Genomic DNA, 20,379 nt, shown 5'->3' with positions numbered 1-20,379 from the left:
ACCTACCTGTGGGTAGATCAGCTCTCGACCCTGGCCGCCAGAGCCTCGTCCAGGAACCAGCCGGGCACCATCCCCGCCTCCCGTCCCGGCTCGATGAAGTACTCCACCCCGAACATCGCGGCGAACACGTCCTCCGGCATCGCGAGCATCATCCCGGCATCACTCGCCTGGCTCGCATGGGCGGCCAACGCGGCCCGTTTGACGTCGAGATACGCCGACACGTCGACGGCCCAGTGCAGCTCGGCCTCGGGCATGCCGAGCGGGTTGCCGTCGTCCATCGGTCGGTCCGGGTTCCACTCCTCCGCCCCGGGAGCCCCCGCGGCGGCTGCCGCCTGGAACCCGCGGCGCAGCTCGTCGCGGTTCATCGTCACCTGGAGGACCCGCGTGCCAGCGAGTGCGGCGGCCCGTTCGACGACGGCGTGGACCTTGATGTGGTCGGGGTGGCCGTAGCCCCCGTGCCAGTCGTAGCCGGTGACAATGTCGGCCTGCTCCTCGCGCAGCACCTCGGCGACGCGGGCGGCAGCCTCGTCGAGGTCCGCCCTCACGAAGCTCTCCTCGTGGTCGTTCTGGTCCCAGCCGCTCATCCCGGAGTCGGCGTAGCCGAGCCACACCACCCGGTGCAGGCCGATCGCCGCCACCGACGCCGCCAGCTCGGCGCGGCGTCGCTCGACGACCGTCTCACCGTCGGCGAGGTCGTCGGGCGCATCCCCGTGGTCGCCGTTCGTCGCGACGACGAGGACGACCCGGTGCCCATCGGCGACGGCGCGGGCCATGGACCCGGCGGTCTGGGACGCCTCGTCGTCGGGGTGGGCGTGGACGAAGACCAGGGTTGCCATGGGGCCACCCTGACCTGATGTCCGCAGCGTCGTCAAAGTCTGTGGAGCCCAGCCGAAGACTCGGGCGCGTCGCCCCGGGAAACGAGCCCAGCGGCATACGGAAGATGCCGTATGCCGCTGGGCTCACCCCGCGCGGAAGGTCAGGCCTTCTTCGTGGTGGCCTTCTTGGTCGCCCGCTTCGCGGGGGCCTTCTTGGCCGTCTTCTTCGTCGTCTTCTTCGCGGCGCGCTTGCGGGTCGTGGGGCCCTTGGCGCGCTTCTCGGCGAGCAGCTCGAAGCCGCGCTCCGGGGTGATCGTCGCGGGGTCGTCGCCCTTGCGCAGGGTCGCGTTGGTCTCGCCGTCGGTGACGTAGGGACCGAAGCGACCGTCCTTGACGACGACGGGCTTGCCGCTCACCGGGTCCGCGCCGAGCTCCTTGAGCGGGGCTGCCGCGGCGGCCCGACCGCGCTGCTTGGGCTGCGCGTAGATCGCGAGCGCCTCCTCGAGCGTGATGTCGAAGAGCTGCTGCTCCGAGGCGAGCGACCGGGAGTCGGTGCCCTTCTTGAGGTAGGGCCCGTAGCGGCCGTTCTGCGCCGTGATCTCGACGCCCTCCGCGTCGGTGCCGACGACGCGCGGGAGGCTGAGCAGCTGGAGCGCCGTCTCCAGGTCGATCGTCGCGAGGTCCATGTCCTTGAAGAGGGACGCGGTGCGTGGCTTGGGCTTGGCCGCCTTCTTGCCGCGGCCGGACGGGGCGGCGACCTCGTCGTCCTCGATGACCTCGGTGACGTAGGGGCCGTAGCGTCCGGCCCTGGCGACGATGTCGCGCCCCGTCTCGGGGTCCTGGCCGAGCACCTTGCCGTCGTCGGCCGCGGCCTCGAGCAGCTCGCGGGCCTTGGCGGGGGTCATCTCGTCGGGTGCGATGTCGTCGTTGATGGTGGCCCGGCGGGGGGTCGCCGGGACCTCGGCGCCCTCGGCGAGCTCGCCCGTCTCGAGGTCGACCCCCGCGGGGGCGACCTCCTCGACGTAGGGGCCGTAGCGCCCGACGCGCACGACCATGCCGTCGCCGAGCGGGATCGTGGAGATCTCGCGGGCGTCGATCTCGCCGAGGTCGTCGACGAGCTCCTTGAGCCCTTCGGCGGTGCTCGCCTCGTCACCGAAGTAGAACCGCTGGAGCCACTCGGACCGGCCGAGCTCGCCGCCCGCGATCCGGTCGAGGTCCTCCTCCATCGAGGCGGTGAACTCGTAGTCGACGAGCTCGCCGAAGTGCTCCTCGAGCAGTCGCGTCACCGCGAAGGCGAGCCACGTCGGGACGAGGGCCTGGCCCTTGGTGTAGACGTAGCCACGGTCCTGGATCGTGCCGATCGTCGAGGCGTAGGTGGACGGGCGGCCGATGCCCTTCTCCTCCATGGCCTTGACGAGGGTCGCCTCGGTGTAGCGGGCGGGCGGGGCCGTCTCGTGTCCGTCGGCCTCGGCCCGGACCACCTGCAGCGCGACACCGGTGGACAGCTTGGGCAGGCGGCGCTCCTCGGCCGCGGCCTCGGCGCGCGCGGTCGCCTCGTCGTCGCGGCCCTCCTCGTAGGCGGCGAGGAAGCCCTTGAACGTGATGACCGTGCCGGAGGCGCTGAACTCGACCTGGCGGGCGCCCTCGACCGCTGTGTCGACCGCGAGCTTGACCGTCGCGGTGGACCCGCGGGCGTCGGCCATCTGCGAGGCGACGGTCCGCTTCCAGATCAGCTCGTAGAGCGCGTAGTCCTCGCCGCGCAGCTCGCCCGCGACCATGGCTGGGGTGCGGAAGCGGTCACCGGCGGGGCGGATCGCCTCGTGCGCCTCCTGCGCGTTCTTGACCTTCTTCTCGTAGCGACGGGGTGCGCCGGGGACGTACTCGGCGCCGTAGAGGTCGCGGGCCTGGCTGCGGGCCGCGGTGAGGGCCGCATCGGACAGCGTCGTCGAGTCGGTCCGCATGTAGGTGATGTAGCCGCCCTCGTAGAGCCGCTGGGCGACGCGCATCGAGTTCTTCGAGCTCATCCGCAGCTTGCGGGACGCCTCCTGCTGGAGCGTCGAGGTCGTGAACGGCGCGGACGGGCGCCGCGTGTAGGGCTTCTCCTGGACGTCGGTGACGCGCGTCGCACCCTCGCCCACGGAGAGGCAGGCCTCCGCGATGCGGCGGGCGAGCGCCTCGTCGACGTGGATGACGTTGCGACCGGTCAGACGGCCGTCGTCGGCGAAGTCGCGTCCGGTCGCGACCCGCGACCCGTCGACCCCGGAGAGGCGGGCGGTGAACTGCTGCGCGGCACCGTCCGGCGTGAAGTCGCCCTCGACGTCCCAGTAGGACGCCTTGACGAACGCCATCCGCTCGCGCTCGCGCTCGACGACCATGCGGGTCGCGACGGACTGGACCCGGCCGGCGGACAGGCCCTGGCGGACCTTGCGCCACAGCACCGGGCTGACCTCGTAGCCGTAGAGCCGGTCGAGGATCCGGCGGGTCTCCTGCGCGTCGACGAGGTCCTGGTCGATCTCGCGGGTGTCGTTGACGGCGCGCTGGATCGCCTCTCGGGTGATCTCGTGGAAGACCATCCGCTTGACCGGGACGCGCGGCTTGAGCGCCTCGAGCAGGTGCCAGGCGATGGCCTCGCCCTCGCGGTCCTCATCGGTGGCGAGGTAGAGCTCGCTCGCGTCCTTGAGCTTGCGCTTGAGCTCCGCGACCTTCTTCCTCTTGTCCGAGTCGACGACGTAGTACGGCTCGAAGCCGTGGTCGACATCGACGGCGAACTTGCCGAAGGGGCCCTTCTTCATGTCGGCGGGGAGCTCGGACGGGTTGGGCAGGTCCCTGATGTGCCCGATCGACGCCTCGACCTCGTAGTCGCCCCCGAGATACGAGGCGATGGACTTCACCTTGCCCGGCGACTCGACGATGACGAGCTTGCGGCCCTTGCCTGCGGCCATGCTTCACCTGTGTCTTCCTGCCATCCAACGGCAGCGGATTCGTCGCTGCGTGGTCGTGGACGCGCCCCGACCGTAACAGCCCGCGTCAAGCGCAGTCACAGCCTGGTCGGGTTACTCAGGAGTCCGACGGTCCCGCCTCGTGCCGCGAAGGACCAAGGTCGAAGGACCCGCAAGGAATGCACACTCGACGGAAGCGGTTGGAAGTGATACTTTACTAATCAACTACTTCGGAGGACTGACCATGACCGCCCCGCTCATCTACCTCAGCCACGGCGCCCCGCCCCTCGCCGATGACGCGCGCTGGACTCGTGAGCTCGCGGACTGGTCCGGACAGATCGAGAAGCCCAAGAACGTCCTGATGGTCTCGGCCCACTGGGAGGACGCCCCGACGACGCTCGGGTCGACCACGGGTGCGCCGCTCGTCTACGACTTCTGGGGCTTCCCGCAGAAGTACTACGAGGTGACCTACGACGCCCCGGCCGCCCCGGACCTGGCCGACGACGTCACCAAGCTCCTCACGGCCCCCGGGCAGACGAGCTCCACCCCGGTGCACCGGGACGAGTCCCGCGGCCTCGACCACGGCGCCTACGTGCCGCTCAAGGAGATGTTCCCCGAGGCGGACGTGCCCGTGCTGCAGATGTCGATGCCGACGCTCGACCCGCGCGGCCTGTTCGAGATCGGCCGCAAGCTCGCTCCGCTGCGCGACCAGGGCACGCTCATCGTCGGCTCCGGCTTCACGACGCACAACCTGCGCTGGTTCAACCCGCGCGCCGGCGCCGACGCCGCCCCGCCGATGGCGAGCGCGGAGTTCGACCACTGGGCGCAGGAGGCGATGAAGGCCAAGGACATCGACAGCATCCTCGACTTCCTCGCCAAGGCCCCGGCCGCCCGGGAGGCGCACCCGCGCACCGAGCACTTCGCGCCGCTGTTCGTCACGCTGGGCGCCGCCTACGAGTCGGGCAGCCTCGACAACGAGAGCGTCATCGAGGGCTTCTGGTTCGGTCTGTCGAAGCGGTCCTGGCAGTTCAACTGAAGTTCGTGTCCCGCGGGTGACCCCGGGAACCTCGCTCCTGTCCCCCTCGTTCACTGAGTGTGGGCGCCCCACGCACGCGGCCGCAGCGCGGAACCTCCCCTGACTCCAGCGCTGCGGCCGCCCCCGTGCCCAGACCCGTGCATCCGGGACTCCTCGGGGTCGTCCCCGGCGGGAACCGGGGAAATCCCCCGTCCGTTCCAGACGCGCGCCACGTAGAGTGGCTAACGCCCTTCCAGCCGTATGCCGCTGGGCGGGCTCCGGGACGCCGGCCACGTCCCAGCGTGGCCGGGACAAAGGGGAAGGACCCGTTCGACGATGAGTGACCAGCCCGCTGCCCAGCAGGCCCCTGCCGCAACCCAGGCAGCCCCCGCACCACTCGAGCCTCCGGTGTCGGAGACGCACCTGACCCTGACCCCGCCGCCTCCGGTGACCGCGGTCGCGGAGACCTCCGCCCCCAAGATGGCCCCGGCCGTGCCGGAGGCAGCCCTGCCCGGTCTCGAGGCGAAGGTCGACACGTACCTCGACTCGCTGCTCAAGGCGGCGGCCAAGTCACCCGAGTGGGAGGCGCGCGCCGCCGACGTGCGCACCATGGGCACCGACGAGATCCGCTTCGCGGCCGAGTCGTCCAACCGGATGCTCCAGATGCCGGTCAAGGCGCTCAACGAGGGCTCGCTCTCCCAGGGCTCGAAGGTCGGCCAGACCCTGCTCGACCTGCGGCGCACCGTCGAGGACCTCGACCCCTCGCAGGCGACGGGGACGAAGAAGTTCCTCGGGATGATCCCGTTCGGCGACCGGATCACCGACTACTTCCGCAAGTACCAGTCCGCCCAGTCCCACCTCAACGGCATCCTCCACTCGCTCCAGTCGGGTCAGGACGAGCTGCAGAAGGACAACGTCGCCCTCAACCTCGAGAAGAAGTCCCTGTGGGACTCGATGGGCCGGCTCAACCAGTACGTCTACGTCGCCGAGCGCCTCGACGCCAAGCTGGCGGCCCAGGTGGCGACCGTGGAGACGAGCGACCCCGAGAAGGCGAAGGCCCTGCGCGAGGACGTGCTCTTCTACGTCCGGCAGAAGCACCAGGACCTGCTCACCCAGCTCGCGGTGTCCATCCAGAACTACCTGGCGATCGACATCATCATCAAGAACAACATCGAGCTCATCAAGGGCGTCGACCGGGCCACCACGACCACCGTCTCCGCGCTGCGCACGGCCGTCATCGTCGCCCAGGCGCTCAACAACCAGCAGCTGGTCCTCGACCAGATCACGGCCCTCAACTCGACGACCTCGGGCCTCATCGAGCGCACCTCGGAGCTGCTCAAGACCAACTCGGCCCGGATCCAGGAGCAGTCGGCGAGCTCGACGCTGAGCATCGAGTCGCTGCAGAAGGCCTTCGCCAACATCTACGACACGATGGACAGCATCGACCAGTTCAAGGTGCGGGCCCTGGACAACATGGCGGCGACGATCGGCTCCCTGGAGACCGAGGTCGCCAAGTCACGCAGCTACCTCGACCGGGTCTCGGCCCAGGATGCCCGCCGTGCGTCGGGGGCGGCGCCCGGTGCCCTCGACCTCGGCCCGGGCAGCTGACACCCGGGCCATGAGGGTCGCGCCCCTGCCCGTCACGCACTTGACGCTCGGGGCAGGATGAGCGGGACGAGGACACCGACGAAGAGGACGAGAGACGTGGGAATCCGATCGTGGTTCGGGTTCGACCGGCCCGAGACACCGGACCTGCCCACCAGCGGAGCGCCCGGGCCACCGACGACCGAGCAGCTCCTCGGGGCGCTCGACGCCGTCGAGATCCAGGCGAGGGAGGGCCGCGTCCCGGGCGTGGTCCTCTCCCGGCTGCTCCGGGTGACCCGGGTCGTCCGCGAGTCGATCCCGCGCCTCGAGCGACTCGGCATCGGCAGCGCCCAGGGCTACAGCGTCATGGCGACGGCGACCGACTACCTGCCGGTGGCCATCGGCAACTACCTGCGCCTGCCGCGCGACTGGGCCGACACCCGCCCGATCGCGGCCGGCAAGAGCTCGGTCATGCTGCTCGTCGACCAGCTCGACCTGCTCGGCGCGACGATGGACAAGGTGGCCGACGCCATCAACCGTTCGGACGCCGAGGCGATCATCGTCCACGGCGCCTTCCTCGAGGAGACGTTCGGCCACGCCTCCACCGGTGGCTCGCTCGGCCTCGGCAGCCCGGATCCCACCCCCCAGCCACCTGCCGCGCCAGGTGGCGGGCCACTGGCCCCACCAGAGTGACCGCCGGTGACCCGAGTGACCACCAGTGAGGATGCGGAGAAGCGATGACGACTGCTGAGTCCGCGCTGGCCGAGAGCATCGACGCGCTCGTCGACGTCGCCCGCCTCGCCGGCATCGACCCGGGTGCCGCTCGCGACGAGGGCCTGCGGGTCGCGGCCGCCCTCGCCGAGTCGGTGCCCGGTGCGGCGCGCGAATGGGCCGCCGTGGCCCTGCCTGCGGTGGCCGACCCCGCGACGATCAACGAAGCGTTCTTCGAGGCGGCCTCCAAGGGCCGTCGGTGGCGACAGCACCCGACCGACCTGCTCGTCGCCCTCGCCGGCTCGGACCACGACCTGGCCGCCGACTACGCCGAGGCGCTCACCGAGATCGCTTCCGACGCAGTCATGCTCGGCACCGCACCCATCTGGGTCATCGCCAACGCCACTGCCGCCAGCGCCACCTACCTCGCCGCGGCGAACCGCCCGACCACCCGCGCAGGGTCTCCAGCGCTCCCGCCGCTGCCCCCGGGCGTCGGCACGGACGCCGTGCTGCGCGAGTGGGGCTACCAACGCACACCCGACCCCGCCGGCGCCGCGGCGTCGAGCGGGACCGAGCCCAGCGGCATACCCCCTGCTGGCGATCCTGCTGCGACGCAACGGGATCCGGTGGCTCCTGCCGCGGCAGCCGAGGATGCGGAGCCGACCGAGCCGGAGAAGTCCGTCGAGGAGCTGCTGGCCGAGCTCGACGCGATGATCGGCCTCGACCGGGTCAAGAAGGAGATCCACCGGCAGGTCGCCCTCCTCAAGGTCGAGAAGATGCGAGTCGAGGCGGGGCTCAAGGCCGCCCGGATGAGCCGGCACCTGATCTTCGTCGGCAACCCCGGCACCGGCAAGACGACCGTCGCGCGCCTCGTCGGGGCCATCTACCGGGCGCTCGGCCTGCTGCCCCAGGGACAGCTCGTCGAGGTCGACCGCTCCGAGCTCGTCGCCGGCTACGTCGGGCAGACCGCGATGAAGACCGCCGAGGTCTGCGCCAAGGCCGTCGGCGGCGTGCTCTTCATCGACGAGGCCTACGCGCTGACCGGAGACCAGTTCGCCCAGGAGGCGGTCAACACGCTCGTCAAGGAGATGGAGGACCACCGCGCGGACCTCGTCGTCATCGTCGCCGGCTACCCCGAGCCGATGGTCCACTTCATCGCCCAGAACCCCGGCCTCGCGAGCCGGTTCACGACGACCATCGAGTTCGACGACTACAGCGACGACGAGCTGCTCGCCATCCTCGACTCGATCGCCGCGAAGGCCGAGTACGAACTGACCGACGAGGCCCGCCGCCGGGTTCGCCACGCCCTCGAGGCGACCGCGCGGACACCGGCCTTCGGCAACGGGCGTTTCGTCCGCAACCTCTTCGAGCACGCCGTGGGCCGGCACGCCTGGCGGCTCCAGGACGCCGTGGAACCGACGGTCGACGACCTGCGTCTGCTCACCGAGGACGACGTCGTCGAGCCGGCGGGTGCCGACCCCGACCGACCCGCCGACGACGTTCCGGAGCCGGTCAGGGACGACCCCGATGGTGCCGTCGAGGGTGACGGGTCAGGCTCCAGTGAGGACCTTCAGCCCAGCAAGGAGCCCCGATGACGATCGTCCAGGCCCAGCCCGCGACCATCCGTGGGTCCGGCACGACGATCCAGACCGCGGTGCGGGGGCTCCTCCAGGGCACGCCGGGCCGGATGCGGCTCATGGGCATCCTGGGGGTCATCGCAGCGCTGCTCCTCGGCGGTGCCGCGACCAACGCCATCCTCGCCTCCGAGGCAGCCGCCGAGCGCGCTGCCACCAACACCGAGCAGGTCGTCCGCATGCAGTCGATCCACGTCGACCTGCTCCGCGCCGACGCGCTGGCGACCAACGCCTTCCTCGTCGGGGGCCTCGAGACAGCGGAGGCGCGGGCGCAGTACGACGCCGCGATGGCGACGGTGGCGAGCACCATCGCCGCCGGGGCGGCCAACCAGCCCGCAGACGCGACCGCCCTCGGAGTCCTGGCCCAGCACGTCCAGGGCTACGCAGCGCTCGTCGAGCAGGCCCGGTCCAACAACCGCCTCGGGCTGCCCGTCGGTGCGCGCTACCTCACGGAGGCGAGCGCGTCGCTGCGGACCGAGGCCATCCCCGTCGTGACGACCATCGTCGCCGCCAACGGGGAGCGGGCCCAGCAGGAGTTCGAGCGGACCAACTCCAGCGTGCAGCTCTACGTCGGTGTCGCTGCGCTGGTGCTGCTGGTCCTGGTCGCCGTGTGGCTCGCCCGACGCACGCACCGCTATCTCAACCCGTCCTTCGCCCTCGGCGTGGCCCTGCTCCTCGTGGGACTGTTCGTGGCCGCGTCGACGATCGGTGGGCTGGGGACGGCGTCCGCCGAGATCGCCACCGGCGACTACCGGCGGGCCGTCGACCTCGCCCAGGTCCGCACCGCCGCCAACGACGCCCGGGCCAATGAGAGCCTCACCCTCATCCAGCGCGGGAGCGGTGGACCTTACGAGGACGCCTGGAAGGCCAACGACAAGACGATCCGTGAGACGTTGGGACGGCTCGACAACTCATCCGGTCTCGAGCGCGCCTGGCAGCGCTACGCCCTCGCCCACGCGGAGATCCGGGGGGCCGACAACGACGGCCGGTGGGAGGAGGCCGTCGAACTCGCGACCAGCCCGACCGCGGACGGAGCCACCGACACCTTCACGACCTTCGACCGCCAGGTCACCGAGCAGCGTGACGCAGCAAGCACCGCCGCCATCCAGCAGCTGGCCTCGCTCGGCGGCGGCAGCACGGTGTGGGCCGTCCTCGTCGCCCTCCTGTCCCTCATCGCCTCGTGGCTCGTCCTCAGAGGCATCGGCCAGCGGATCAAGGAGTACCGATGACCCCGACGCGCCGCCGCACGCGCCTCGTCGCGAGCCTGCTCGGGGCGGCCGCCGTCACGCTCTCCGCGTGCACGGGCGTCACCTACGAGGCGACTCCGTTGCCCTCCCAGACCACGACACCGTCACGGTCGGCGGCGCCCGCCACCCCGGTGAGCTGCGACAACCCGACCCAGTCCTACGACCCGCTGCCGTCGATCCCCGTCTCCAGCAGCATCTCCGACAGGACGGTCCGCAGGATCCTCGACCGCGGCTCGCTCGTCGTCGGCGTCTCGGCCGACACCTTCCTCTTCGGCGCGCGCGACCCCTTCACCAACCGGATCGAGGGCTTCGACATCGACATCGCCCGGGCCGTCGCCAAGAGCCTGCTCGGCAGCGAGTCGAAGGTGCGGCTCCGGGTCATCACCGCCGCCGACCGCCTCGACGTGCTCAAGAAGCGCGAGGTCGACATGGTCGCCCGCAACATGACGATGACGTGTGGCCGGTGGCAGGAGATCGCCTTCTCCGCCGAGTACTACCACTCCGGGCAGAAGGTCCTCGTCGCCAAGGACCCCAGCGGCACGGTGCCCACGACGACGATCGAGGACCTCAAGGGCAAGCGCGTCTGCGCGCCGCAGGGCACCTCGACGCTCGAGAAGCTCCGGTCCGTCGACGGCGTGCAGGCCGTCCCGGCGCGGGACCACACGGGCTGTCTCGTGCTCTTCCAGCAGGGCAAGGCCGATGCCATCACGGGCGACGACACCGTCCTCGCCGGCCTGGCCGCCCAGGACCCCTACACGGTCGTCACGTCGGCCCCAGCGGTGACCGACGAGCCCTATGGTCTCGGCTTCAACAAGGGCGACGTCTACCTCGTCCGCTACGTCAACCGGGTGCTCGCCGACCTCAAGGCCGACGGCCGGTGGAAGGCCATCTACAACCGGTGGCTGGCCGACCCTCTCGGCCCGGCCCCCGCACCACCGCCGGGGGTCCACGGGAGAGCCGGCTCGTGACGCTCTCCGGGGCCGTGCCCCCACCGCCACCGTGGCCGCCGTCCTCCCCCGGACCACCCCCCTCGTCGCCCGCCACTCCATCCGGTGCACCGGCCGACGCCGTGCAGACGGCCGCTCCCGCGGCGCCCGGGAGCCTCGGCGTGCCGGTGCAGGCGACCGAGGCCCAGCCCTACCTCGCCGCCCTGCGCCAGTGGGTGAGCCAGCGCCGGGCCGACCTCAGCGACGTCGACTCGGCGATCCTCCGGCTCACCCCTGCGGAGCAGACGGCGATCACCACCGACCTCACCGTCGCCCTCACCTTCTGGAAGGCGATCAACGACCGCCTCACCCTCCTGGAGACGACCTTCGACGGCGGCCGGGTCGGTCCCAAGGAGGCCGAGCGCCTCTCCACCCTGATCCACGGCCGGCTCGACTCCAACACGACCGAGCACCTGTCCCTGCCGGCCAGCGGCTCGCTCGCGGTGAGCCTGCCCGAGGCGTGCCGTCTGCTCGACTCCCTGACGCGCACCCTCCAGGCCCGCGCCTCCCTCGCGCCCGGGGCCCTCGAGGCGACCCAGCGCATCACCGTGCTGCGAGCCGGGGCAGAGCGGGTCCGCGACCAGGTGCCCCTCGTGCCGGCCGGCCCGGAGCGCGACGCTGCCGCCGAGCGGCTGGCCCGCCTCGACCGTCGAGTCGCCGACCTCGTCGAGCGGGCCCGGCGCGGCGCCGACGTCGGCGGGATCATCGGCCCCCTGGAGATCGACCTCGCCATGCTCGAGCGCGACCTCATCGTCGCGGCCGCCGAGCGGGCCAACGCCGCCCAGGACCGGGCCGACACCCGTCAGCTGGTGGAGGAGCTCGACGCCCGGGCCGAGGCGATCCGGTCCCTCGAACGCCAGTGCATCGCCGCGGTGACGCCCGCGCCGCACCTGGCCATCCCCAACGTGCGCGCGCTCGGGCCCGTGCCCCAGGCGGCCGCCGAGCTCGCCGGCTACCGGCAGCGGCTCGACCGCGTCTCGCGGGCGCTCGACCTCGCCCACGAGACCTACGCGGCAGCGCTGGCCGAGCGGGACGAGGTGGTCGGACTGGCCGGAGCGGTCGGCGCCATGCTCGAGGCCCAGCTCGAGGCCCAGCTCGCTGCCCATCGTCCCGCCGAGGCCGTGCGGGACGACATCGACGCGCTCCGCGCCCGCCTCGAGAGCGTGCTGGCCGAGACACCGATGCCGACCGTCCGGGCGCGGGCCCTCGCCGCCGCCTACCAGTCCTACGTCGAAGCCGTGACGCGTCAGCCGTCCCGACCAGGAAGGGCCCACCCGTGACCACGAGCCCCTCGCCCACGAGCACCGGCCTGCGGTGCGCGCAGCCCGGCTGCACGGGGACGATCGTCGACGGCTACTGCGACGTGTGCGGCATGGCCCCGACGTCCGCCCCGACGTCCCCCAGCTCGCCCGCACCGGCCCCCGCAACGCCCGCTGCGGCAGACCCGACCGGCACGCCGATCCCGACGCCCGATCCCGCCGGGGCCGTGGCCGACCCGGACGCCGCGCTCAGCACGGTGCCGGACGGCACGCCGTGCGCCCAGCCCGGGTGCACGGGCACCATCGATGCGGGCTACTGCAACGTCTGCGGGACCCCGGCCCACCAGGAGGAGATCGTCCAGGTCGTCGAATCGATCGCGACGCGGCCCGCAGGCGTGGGACCCGAGCTCTCCACGCGGTCCGCCGCCTCCAGCATGCTGGCCTCCGCGGCCCTGGGGTCGAAGCGCGCCCGGCAGAGCGGTTCCGTCGTGACTCGCCGCACCGGCGGATCGCAACGCCTCCGCAGTGCCCGCCTCGGCGGCGGGATCACCACGGTCCGCCCGGCCCCGACGATCGATGCCGAGAAGGCCCTGCTCAAGGACCCCGTCGTCCCCGAGGCGAAGCGCTTCTGTCCCAAGTGCGGCGAGCCGGTCGGCCGGGGTCGGGACGGCCGCCCGGGTCGCACGACCGGGTTCTGTGCCAACTGCCGCCACCCCTTCTCGTTCGACCCGAAGCTGCGCCAGGGCGACCTGGTCGCCGGGCAGTACGAGGTCGCCGGGTGCCTCGCCCACGGCGGACTCGGCTGGATCTACCTGGCCCGCGACAAGAACGTCTCCGACCGCTGGGTCGTCCTCAAGGGCCTGCTCAACTCCGCCGACCCCGACGCCCTCGCCGCGGCCATCGCCGAGCAGCGGTTCCTCGCGCAGGTCTCGCACCCCAACATCGTCGAGATCTACAACTTCGTCACCCACGACGACGCGGGCTACATCGTCATGGAGTACGTCGGCGGCACGTCGCTCAAGTCGATCCTCAAGCAGCGCATGCAGAAGGCCGGCTTCTACGACCCGCTCCCGGTCGACCAGGCTCTCGCCTACCTCCTCGAGATCCTCCCGGCCTTCCAGTATCTCCACGACCTCGGCCTGGTCTACTGCGACTTCAAGCCCGACAACATCATCCAGGTCGGCGACGAGGTCAAGCTCATCGACCTCGGCGGGGTGCGGCGGGTCGACGACGAGGACTCCGCGATCTTCGGGACCGTCGGCTACCAGGCACCCGAGGTCGCCGAGCTCGGCACCTCGGTCGGCTCGGACATCTACACCATCGGCCGCACCCTCGTCGTGCTGACGATGGAGTTCCGCGGCTACCAGTCGACCTACCTCAACGTGCTGCCGCCGCAGGACTCGAGCCCGGTCTTCCAGAAGTACGACTCCTTCTACCGGCTCGTGTCCAAGGCGTGCGCACCCAACCGGGACGACCGGTTCGTCTCCGCCGACGAGCTGCGCTCGCAGATGGTCGGGGTGCTCCGCGAGGTCGTCGCCATCGACCGCGGGTCGGGCGCCGCGACGACCAGCGTCGGCTCCCTGCTCTTCGACGCCCCGACACCCGGGGACGAGGCCGACGACTGGCGCAACCTGCCTGCCCTCCGGCGCGACCCGCACGACCCGCAGACCAACTGGCTGCACACCATCACCGGCAGCCCCGAGCAACGCCTCGCCGTGCTGCGCGAGGCGCCCGCAAGGACCGCCGAGGTCCTCCTCGACCTCGCCCGCACCGCGCTCAGCGTCGGGCAGCACGGCCTCGCCGAGTCGTCGGCGACCGAGCTGCTCACCAACGACCCGTGGGAGTGGCGCGCCGTCTGGATCCAGGGCCTCATCGCTCTGGACCGCGGCGACGCGAAGGCCGCGCAGGCCGCGTTCAACGCGGTCTACGGCCAGGTGCCCGGCGAGCTGGCCCCGAAGCTGGCGCTCGCGCAGGCGAGCGAGCGGGCCGGTGACGACGCCGTCGCGGAGAACCTCTACATCGCCTGTGCGCGCACCGACTCCACCTACGTGCCGATGGCGGCGTTCGGGCTGGCCCGGATCCGCGCGGCCCGCGGAGACGTCGACGGCGCGGTCGCTGCCTACCAGCTCGTCCCGGCCCACTCGAGCGCCTACCGCACCGCTCGGGCCGGGCTCGCCGAGCTGCTCGCCCGCGCCAACCGCGGCCTCCCCGACCTCTCCGAGGCCCTGCGGACCCTCGCCGACACCTCGCTGACGGCCCGGCGCCGCGCCGAGGTGACGACCCACATCTACCGCGAGGCGCTCGCCTCCGTCCGCAAGGACGGCCCACACCCCGACGTGCACCTCGGCACCCACCGGGCGACGGAGCCAGGCCTCCGGGTCGGCCTGGAGCAGGCGCTCCGCGAACTCGCGAGCCGGACCCCCGACCCCAGCGAGCGCGTCGCGCTCGTCGACGAAGCCAACACCGTCCGCCCCTGGAGTCTCTGGTGACCGAAGCCCCGCCGCCCCACCTGCCGCAGGCGACGCAGTTCCCCCAGGCCACCGGCCCCGGCCCAGGTCCTGACACCGGCCCCGACGCCGGCCCCCAGGAAGGCCCCCAGGAAGGCCCCCAGGAAGGCCCCCAGGAAGGCCCCGAACCGCCCTGCCCGGTCTGCGGCACCCCCAACCCCACGGACGCGAGCTTCTGCGAGGCCTGTGGAGCCGGCCTGGCAACCGGGACGCGGGGAGCGGGAGCGAGCCCAGCGGCATACGGGGGCGTGGCGAGCCCGGCCACCCCGCAGACGGCACCCGCCGGCGAGGAGTCCCCGCTCGACGTCGGCTGGACGGGCGCCGTCCCGTCTGCCGCGACCATCTCGACGACGGGCGCGGGACCGGCCCTCGAGCGCTGCCAGGCGTGCGGGGAAGGGCACTACGTCGACGGCTACTGCGACCACTGCGGGTCACCACCGCCGGACCCGCGCCACCACTTCGCCGAATCACCGGCGGGGTGGGTCGGCGGAGTCTGCGACATCGGACGGCGGCACGCCCGCAACGAGGACGCCATGGCCCTCAGCGCCGGCCAGCGCCCCGGCAGCCGAGCGGTGCTCGTCGTCTGCGACGGCGTCTCGATGGCCACCGACTCGCACATCGCCTCGCTCGCAGCCGCGCAGGCCGCCCGCACGGTCCTCGACCAGCCGCTGCCTCGCGGGGTCGGCACCCGGGAGGCCTGGGAGGCGGCCGCGGCCAGGGCGCTCACCACCGCCGTCGCCACGGCCAACGACGCCGTCCGGGCCGCCGTCGACGACGAGACCGACAACCCCCCGTCCTGCACCATCGCGGCCGCCGTGGTCGAGGACGGCGCCGTCGTCAGCGGCAACGTCGGCGACAGCCGGGTCTACTGGCTGCCCGACCGGGCCGACCTCCGCCCCCGCCAGCTGGGGCAGGACGACTCCTACGCGCACGAGCAGATGCTCGCCGGGGTGCCGCGGGAGGCGGCCGAGAACGGCCCGCACGCCCACTCGATCACCCGCTGGCTCGGCACCGACGCGCCCGACGACCTCGCCCCGCACCTCACCACCCTGACCACCGAGGAGGCCGTCGACGGCTGGCTGCTCGTCTGCTCGGACGGCCTGTGGAACTACTGCTCCGCGGCCGACGACATGCGGGTGCTCGTGCACAACATGGCCGCTGAGGCGGGTCCCGACGCGACGCCGACAGCGGTCGCGCAGGCCCTCGTCGACTTCGCCAACGAGCAGGGCGGGCGCGACAACATCACGGTTGCCCTCGCTCGACTGGGTGGGCAAGGATCACAGGAGACGACCGGCGCCGAGGCCGCGCCACAGGAAGGTGACCGCATCGATGGCTGACTTCACCGCCGAGGTGTTCCAGAACGAGTTCCTCCCCGACGGTGGGACCGACGTCCACGCGATCGTGCGCGTCACCTCGACCGGCGCGTCCGCCGCGACGTCGATGGGCGTCGTCGACCCCGGCTCCGCCGCAGAGGTCATCCTCATCGACACGTCCGGCTCGATGGGACGCCGCGGGGTCATGGAGGCCGGCCACGCCGCCAAGGCCGCGCTCAACGAGATCGTCGACGGCACCCTCTTCGCCGTCGTCTCCGGCAACGGCACGGCGCAGATCGTCTACCCCTACGCCCACCAGGGCGCGCTCGCCGTCATGTCGTCGCACACGCGCGGCGAGGCGCGCCGGGCCGTCGAGGGCCTCCGCGCCCAGGGCGGCACCGCGATGGGCACGTGGCTCAAGCTCGCCCGGCAGATCTTCGAGACCGTCCCGCACGTGCAGAAGCGGCACGCGATCCTGCTCACCGACGGCGTCAACGAGGGCGAGACGCCCGCGTCGCTGCAGGCCGCCGTCCAGTCCTGCATCGGCGTCTTCCAGTGCGACGCCCGTGGTGTCGGTGACCAGTGGCGCGTCGACGAGGTCCGGGCCATCTCGTCCGCCCTGCTCGGCACCGTGGGGCTGGTGCCCGAGCCGGAGGAGCTCGCCGCCGAGTTCGAGGCGATGATGCGCGCCTCGATGTCCCGCGGGGTGGCCAACGCCGAGCTGCGGGTGTGGGTGCCGCAGGGTGCCGAGCTGCTCTTCGTGCGGCAGGTCTCGCCGACGCTCGAGGACCTCACCGTCCGCCGCTCGACCGTCAACCCCCTCACGGGCGCCTACCCGACCGGCGCCTGGTCGGACGAGAGCCGCGACTACCACGTCGCCGTGCGGCTGCCCGCGCGGACGCTCGGGCAGGAGCAGCTCGCGGCCCGGGTCTCGCTCGCCCTCGGCGACCAGCCCGTCTGCCAGGGGCTCGTCAAGGCCAAGTGGAGCAACGACGACGCCCTGACGACGCGGATCGACCCCGCAGTGGCCGCCTACACCGGGCAGGCCGAGCTCGCCCAGGTCATCCAGGAGGGCCTCGCCGCCAAGGCCTCCGGCCACGACGAGGTCGCCACCGCCAAGCTCGGCCGCGCGGTCCAGCTCGCCGGGCAGACAGGCAACGACGAGATGACGACGCGCCTCAAGAAGGTCGTCGAGATCGACGACGCCGACACCGGCACCGTCCGCCTCAAGAAGTCCGTCTCCAAGCTCGACGAGATGTCCCTCGACACGGCCTCGACGAAGACGAGCCGGGTGCGCCGATGACGGTGACCTGCCCCAACGGCCACCAGTCGCAGTCGGACGACTACTGCGACGTGTGCGGGTCGCCCATCGAGTCGGGCGCGGCGGCCTCCTCCGCCGGGGCGCCGGGTCCCACCGGGTCGTATGCCGCTGGGCCCGGCCCCGCTCCCGCCGCCCCTGCCGCTCCGGCGGAGTCCCCGTCGAGTCCGGGTGACGACTCGCTCGAGTGCCCCAACTGCGCCGCACCCAACCCGCCGAACGCCCTCTTCTGCGAGGCGTGCGGCTACGACTTCACCACCGGGGCGATGCCGCGGTCCGCGGGTGGTGCCGACCCGGTGGCCCAGCCGGTCGAGGGTGCCACCACCCCGGCGGTCACCGAGGAGCCCGCCGAGAGCCCCGCCGAGAGCCCCGCCGCGTCGTCGAGTGCGCCGACCGGCCCGGACGGCACCGGCTTCGACTGGCTCGCCGAGGTGTGGGTGGACCCGGACTGGTATCAGACCCAGGAGGCCGATGATCCGTGCCCCTCCCCCGGCCTGCCGGTCATCGTCCCGCTGCGTTCCCGCAGCGTCCTGCTGGGCCGGGTCAGCCAGAGCCGCAACACCCACCCCGAGATCGACCTGTCCTCGGACCCGGGTGTCAGCCGGCGGCACGCCCAGCTGACGACGGACGGAACGCGCTGGTTCGTCGAGGACCTCGGCAGCTCCAACGGCACCTTCGTCGGTCCGGCGTCGGGCCCCCTGCCGGACGACCCCATCAGCGTGGGGCCACGGACCGAGCTGGACGTCGACGACCGGCTCTACGTCGGTGCCTGGAGCCGGGTCGTGGTGCGGCGGGCGACTCCCGAAGAGGTCGAGGCCTACGGCTGACGGGCCATCGTTCGAGTCATCTCTGATGTGAACTTGAACTCTTGGTGAACCAACGCGCCACAATGCCCCGCATCGCTCTAGGGTGTGCCGTGTGACGGATCGGCTCCCCCTCCCGGCCTCCGTCGACACGCCGCAGACCATCGTCGTGACGGGCGTCATGGCCGCCGGCAAGTCGACTGTCTCCCAGCTGCTCGCCGAGCGCTTCAGCAAGGCGGTGCACCTGCGCGGCGACGAGTTCCGGCGCGTGGTCGTCAGCGGACGCGTCGACCTGAGCCCGCACGGCGACCCCGAGGCGGAGCGCCAGCTGGCCCTGCGCCACCGGCTCGCCGCGCACACGGCCAACATCTACGCCGAGGCCGGCTTCACCGTCGTCGTCCAGGACCTCTTCGTGGGCAGCAGCCTCGAGCCCTTTCTCGCCCAGCTCACCTCTCCGGTCAGCCTCGTCATGCTCGCTCCGGACGTGTCGACGGTGATGCGGCGCGAGTCGGAGCGCACCAAGACCGGCTACGGCGACCTGTGGTCCATCCGCGACTTCGATCACAAGGTGCGCACCGAGACGCCGAAGATCGGGCTCTGGCTCGACAGCTCCCAGCAGACGCCTGACGAGACCGTCGACGAGATCCTGCTCCGGCTGGCGGAGGCCAGGATCAGCTGACATGAGCCCCCAGCTCACCATCGGGCAGGTCGCGGAGCGGACCGGCGTGGCCACGTCGGCGCTGCGCTACTGGGAGGCCCTCGGACTCATCGCATCGGTGCGGACCACCGGCAACCAGCGCCGCTACGAGCGGCCGACGATCCGGCGCGTCTCCTTCATCCGCGCCGCTCAGCGGGTGGGGCTGTCCCTCGACGAGATCAAGGAGGCCCTCGCGACCCTGCCCGACTCGCGCACGCCCACGGCCCACGACTGGTCCAGGCTCTCCACGGCGTGGCGGGCCCGTCTGGACGAGCAGATCCGGCGCATCGAGCTGCTCCGAGACCGCCTCGACGAGTGCATCGGCTGCGGCTGTCTCAGCCTGGAGACCTGTGCGCTGAACAACCCGGGTGACGAGTTCGCGGCCGCTGGTCCTGGCCCCCACCGCCTCGACCCCTGACCGCCAATCGAAAGAGCAGTTCGCGACACGCACCATCGAAAGAGCAGTTCGCGACGAAGTGCCCCTCCCGTGCCGCGATGGCTCAACCTGCTTCGTCGAGGCGGCGCCGGTCGCGACGCAACAGTCCCCAGAGGACGATGAGCGGCACGACAAGGCCCCCGATGCCGAGCAGGACGAACCGGCCGAACCCATCCAGGTGCTCGACCAGCCAGGGGAAGTTCTGCCCGAAGAAGCCGGTCACGAAGGTCAGTGGCAGGAACACGGTCGCCAGGACCGTGAGCCGCTCGATCGTCTGGCCCTGCCGGATGCCGAGCCGCGTCTGCTCGACCGAGATGACGGCCATGTTCGCCTCGAGGATGGTCGCGAGCAGGTCGCGCTGGGCGGCGACCTCGTCGCTGATGAGCCGCAGGTAGTCGTGGACGTCGTGGAGGTAGGGCGCGAGCGGTCCCTCGCGGTAGGTCCGCTCGATCGTCGTCAGCACCGTGAGCAAAGGGTGGACGGCTCGGTAGAAGTTGGTCACCTCGCGGCGCAGGAAGTAGATCCGCTCCGTGGGCGCCGCCTCCCCGGCGAAGACCGTGCTCTCGACCTGCTCGATGTCGCGCTCCAGCTCGGCGACGACGGGCCCGTAGCTCTTGATCACCTGATCGAGGATCGCCCAGAGCACGGCGGGACTGCCTTCTGCCAGGAGCTCCGGCCGCGCCTCGAGGTTGGTTCGCGCCGTGTGCAGCTCGCTCGCGACGCCTTGCCGCACCGTGATGACGAACGTCGGCGCGATGAACACGCTGATCTCGCCGAAGTCCACCTCCTCCCGCTCGTCGTCGTAGCGCGCCGTGCGCAGGATGACGAGCTCGATGCCGTGGTCGTACTGCTCCATCTTGGGCCGCAGGTGGAAGCTCTGGACGTCCTCGACGGCGAGCTCGTGCAGGCCGAAGCTGTCGCGGATGCGTTCGAGCTCGTCGGGCGCGGGCTCGAACGTGCCGAGCCAGGCGAAGCCCTCGCTGCCGTCGTGCCGGAGGCTCGCCGCCTCCTCGAGGCTGAGCGCGGCCTCCTGCTGGCGATGCCCGTCGCGATACAGGGCACAGTCGATGATCATGGCGCCTCCGGGTCTCGGTGACACCAGTGTGGCGGCCGAC

At 71.9% G+C, this 20,379-nt stretch carries 16 protein-coding genes; 13 read left to right on the top strand and 3 right to left on the bottom strand.

Features of this window, described 5'->3' with window-relative positions; translation table 11 throughout:
• Positions 1 to 17: 17 nt before the first annotated feature.
• Together OO014_RS14900 and topA are read right to left on the bottom strand one after the other, a co-directional pair.
• Positions 18 to 836: a PIG-L family deacetylase gene (locus tag OO014_RS14900; RefSeq protein WP_272463117.1), complete on the bottom strand. Its 819-nt coding sequence runs from the start codon at positions 834 to 836 to the stop codon at positions 18 to 20.
• A 140-nt stretch (positions 837 to 976) separates the two neighbouring features.
• Positions 977 to 3,757, bottom strand: coding sequence for a type I DNA topoisomerase (gene topA, locus OO014_RS14895; RefSeq protein WP_272463116.1), 2,781 nt, complete (start codon positions 3,755 to 3,757; stop codon positions 977 to 979).
• 241 nt (positions 3,758 to 3,998) lie between these two features.
• Between topA and OO014_RS14890 the strand changes: the two genes are divergently transcribed.
• From OO014_RS14890 to soxR, 13 genes are all read left to right on the top strand, one after another.
• Positions 3,999 to 4,790 carry a dioxygenase gene (locus OO014_RS14890; protein ID WP_272463115.1) on the top strand — a complete coding sequence of 264 codons (792 nt, stop codon included), beginning with the start codon at positions 3,999 to 4,001 and terminating at the stop codon, positions 4,788 to 4,790.
• A 315-nt stretch (positions 4,791 to 5,105) separates the two neighbouring features.
• Positions 5,106 to 6,377 carry a toxic anion resistance protein gene (locus OO014_RS14885; protein WP_272463114.1) on the top strand — a complete coding sequence of 424 codons (1,272 nt, stop codon included), beginning with the start codon at positions 5,106 to 5,108 and terminating at the stop codon, positions 6,375 to 6,377.
• Between the two features lie 96 nt (positions 6,378 to 6,473).
• Positions 6,474 to 7,046, top strand: coding sequence for a hypothetical protein (locus OO014_RS14880; protein ID WP_272463113.1), 573 nt, complete (start codon positions 6,474 to 6,476; stop codon positions 7,044 to 7,046).
• A 44-nt stretch (positions 7,047 to 7,090) separates the two neighbouring features.
• Entirely contained in the window at positions 7,091 to 8,659 is a 1,569-nt protein-coding gene (locus tag OO014_RS14875) for an AAA family ATPase (protein ID WP_272463112.1), read from the top strand.
• Positions 8,656 to 9,927: a hypothetical protein gene (locus OO014_RS14870; protein WP_272463111.1), complete on the top strand. Its 1,272-nt coding sequence runs from the start codon at positions 8,656 to 8,658 to the stop codon at positions 9,925 to 9,927. The genes OO014_RS14875 and OO014_RS14870 overlap by 4 nt, the downstream gene beginning before the upstream one ends.
• The gene (locus OO014_RS14865) at positions 9,924 to 10,913 is read left to right on the top strand and encodes a glutamate ABC transporter substrate-binding protein (RefSeq protein WP_272463110.1); all 990 of its coding nucleotides are present in this window, start codon (positions 9,924 to 9,926) and stop codon (positions 10,911 to 10,913) included. The genes OO014_RS14870 and OO014_RS14865 overlap by 4 nt, the downstream gene beginning before the upstream one ends.
• A 140-nt stretch (positions 10,914 to 11,053) precedes the next feature.
• On the top strand, positions 11,054 to 12,211 hold the full coding sequence (locus OO014_RS14860; RefSeq protein WP_272463109.1) for a hypothetical protein: 1,158 nt from the start codon (positions 11,054 to 11,056) through the stop codon (positions 12,209 to 12,211).
• Positions 12,208 to 14,679 (top strand): tetratricopeptide repeat protein, encoded by a 2,472-nt coding sequence (locus OO014_RS14855; RefSeq protein ID WP_420485522.1) that lies wholly within the window; start codon positions 12,208 to 12,210, stop codon positions 14,677 to 14,679. The genes OO014_RS14860 and OO014_RS14855 overlap by 4 nt, the downstream gene beginning before the upstream one ends.
• Positions 14,676 to 16,034, top strand: a complete 1,359-nt coding sequence (locus OO014_RS14850; protein WP_272463108.1) for a protein phosphatase 2C domain-containing protein — start codon at positions 14,676 to 14,678, stop codon at positions 16,032 to 16,034. The genes OO014_RS14855 and OO014_RS14850 overlap by 4 nt, the downstream gene beginning before the upstream one ends.
• On the top strand, positions 16,027 to 17,313 hold the full coding sequence (locus OO014_RS14845) for a VWA domain-containing protein (RefSeq protein WP_272463107.1): 1,287 nt from the start codon (positions 16,027 to 16,029) through the stop codon (positions 17,311 to 17,313). The genes OO014_RS14850 and OO014_RS14845 overlap by 8 nt, the downstream gene beginning before the upstream one ends.
• On the top strand, positions 17,310 to 18,155 hold the full coding sequence (locus OO014_RS14840) for an FHA domain-containing protein (protein WP_272463106.1): 846 nt from the start codon (positions 17,310 to 17,312) through the stop codon (positions 18,153 to 18,155). Before OO014_RS14845 ends, OO014_RS14840 begins: the two co-directional genes overlap by 4 nt.
• A 91-nt stretch (positions 18,156 to 18,246) precedes the next feature.
• Complete coding sequence (locus OO014_RS14835; protein ID WP_272463105.1) at positions 18,247 to 18,810, top strand: AAA family ATPase; 564 nt, start codon at positions 18,247 to 18,249, stop codon at positions 18,808 to 18,810.
• 1 nt (position 18,811) lies between these two features.
• Positions 18,812 to 19,246 (top strand): redox-sensitive transcriptional activator SoxR, encoded by a 435-nt coding sequence (gene soxR, locus OO014_RS14830; RefSeq protein ID WP_272463104.1) that lies wholly within the window; start codon positions 18,812 to 18,814, stop codon positions 19,244 to 19,246.
• Positions 19,247 to 19,328: 82 nt separating this feature from the next.
• Here soxR and OO014_RS14825 read toward each other — a convergent pair.
• Positions 19,329 to 20,379: CorA family divalent cation transporter (locus tag OO014_RS14825; protein ID WP_272463103.1), on the bottom strand; the 1,051-nt coding region annotated here is incomplete at its 5' end.

Origin of the sequence: Intrasporangium calvum (assembly GCF_028446585.1) — a bacterium.
GTDB classification, from domain to species: Bacteria; Actinomycetota; Actinomycetes; order Actinomycetales; family Dermatophilaceae; genus Intrasporangium; species Intrasporangium calvum_A.
Note: the sequence above shows the minus strand (reverse complement) of the source record. Positions and strands in the feature narration are given on the sequence as shown.

Bases quoted from the DNA above. Each gene is read 5' to 3' on its own strand.
- soxR (WP_272463104.1), top strand. From the start codon at position 18,812: ATGAGCCCCCAGCTCACCATCGGGCAGGTCGCGGAGCGGACCGGCGTG.
- OO014_RS14845 (WP_272463107.1), top strand. From the start codon at position 16,027: ATGGCTGACTTCACCGCCGAGGTGTTCCAGAACGAGTTCCTCCCCGAC.
- OO014_RS14885 (WP_272463114.1), top strand. From the start codon at position 5,106: ATGAGTGACCAGCCCGCTGCCCAGCAGGCCCCTGCCGCAACCCAGGCA.
- OO014_RS14900 (WP_272463117.1), bottom strand. From the start codon at position 836: ATGGCAACCCTGGTCTTCGTCCACGCCCACCCCGACGACGAGGCGTCC.
- OO014_RS14840 (WP_272463106.1), top strand. From the start codon at position 17,310: ATGACGGTGACCTGCCCCAACGGCCACCAGTCGCAGTCGGACGACTAC.
- OO014_RS14890 (WP_272463115.1), top strand. From the start codon at position 3,999: ATGACCGCCCCGCTCATCTACCTCAGCCACGGCGCCCCGCCCCTCGCC.
- OO014_RS14870 (WP_272463111.1), top strand. From the start codon at position 8,656: ATGACGATCGTCCAGGCCCAGCCCGCGACCATCCGTGGGTCCGGCACG.
- OO014_RS14865 (WP_272463110.1), top strand. From the start codon at position 9,924: ATGACCCCGACGCGCCGCCGCACGCGCCTCGTCGCGAGCCTGCTCGGG.
- OO014_RS14875 (WP_272463112.1), top strand. From the start codon at position 7,091: ATGACGACTGCTGAGTCCGCGCTGGCCGAGAGCATCGACGCGCTCGTC.
- topA (WP_272463116.1), bottom strand. From the start codon at position 3,757: ATGGCCGCAGGCAAGGGCCGCAAGCTCGTCATCGTCGAGTCGCCGGGC.